We start from the raw sequence: 802 nt of genomic DNA on the forward strand, positions 1-802 counted from the left end.
GCTGCGTCCTGGTTTGCCGCAGCCATGGCAAACGCGCCGTTCTTCCCGGGGTTCTCCCACATCAGTTCGCGCAATGAGGCCGCCGTCTCCGGCTTGCTGAATTCGACACCTTCGAAAGGGGTGGTCATCGAGGCCAGAACCGCGTCCCCACAGCCTGAACTTCCGCTGGCGCAGAGTTGCAGGGCTGCGAGATCCTGTTGCTGGCTCAGTGTGAGGGCTTGATCGACGATCTGGTCACGACAGGATTGCGTGGTGCATTGTTCCAGCCGATCGGCAATGTCCTGGAACTGCGCGTGCCGCAGGTAGTTATACGCCGTCGCGTTACCCGCGATCTCGGCACCCTGCGCCACGTCGCCATCCACCAGCCCCGCCGCCATCAGCCCGGTGAGCTTCGAGGCGGCAACCAGCAGTTGCGGGTCGTTGGCGACCAGCGTATCCAGTTGCTTGACCAGCGCTTCGTTGGCGCCCGCCGCCGCCGCGCCGGTGCTGAAGTCGCCGCCGGTGGCTTCGGCTGCCAGGCCGCCGGCCAGGGCGTGCAGGGCGATCTTGCCGCCCTCGCCGTCGGCCAGAAGCTCGGGGTAGCGCTCTCCCAGGTCGCCGACCTGGTTGAACAGGGTGGCTTCCAGCACGGTGCTGGCCGCCCCTTGCAACGTCTGCCGCAAATGCTCGTCGAACTCGCCGCCGGCGATGGCGGTCTGCAGCCCGGCGTCGACCACGGCCTGCGAGGCGCGCTGGCCGACAAAGCGCCCGGTATCGCCCCAATCGCTCAGAGTGAAGCCGGTGGTCTGGCCGTTGGCGATGT

1 protein-coding gene is annotated in these 802 nt (G+C 67.2%); it reads right to left on the reverse strand.

The window, feature by feature from the left end:
* Positions 1-802, reverse strand: an 802-nt coding sequence (locus tag BTW07_RS18800; protein ID WP_158025902.1) for a DUF637 domain-containing protein, incomplete at both ends; no start/stop codon positions are given.

Origin of the sequence: Salinicola socius (assembly GCF_001937195.1) — a bacterium.
Classification (GTDB): Bacteria; Pseudomonadota; Gammaproteobacteria; order Pseudomonadales; family Halomonadaceae; genus Salinicola; species Salinicola socius.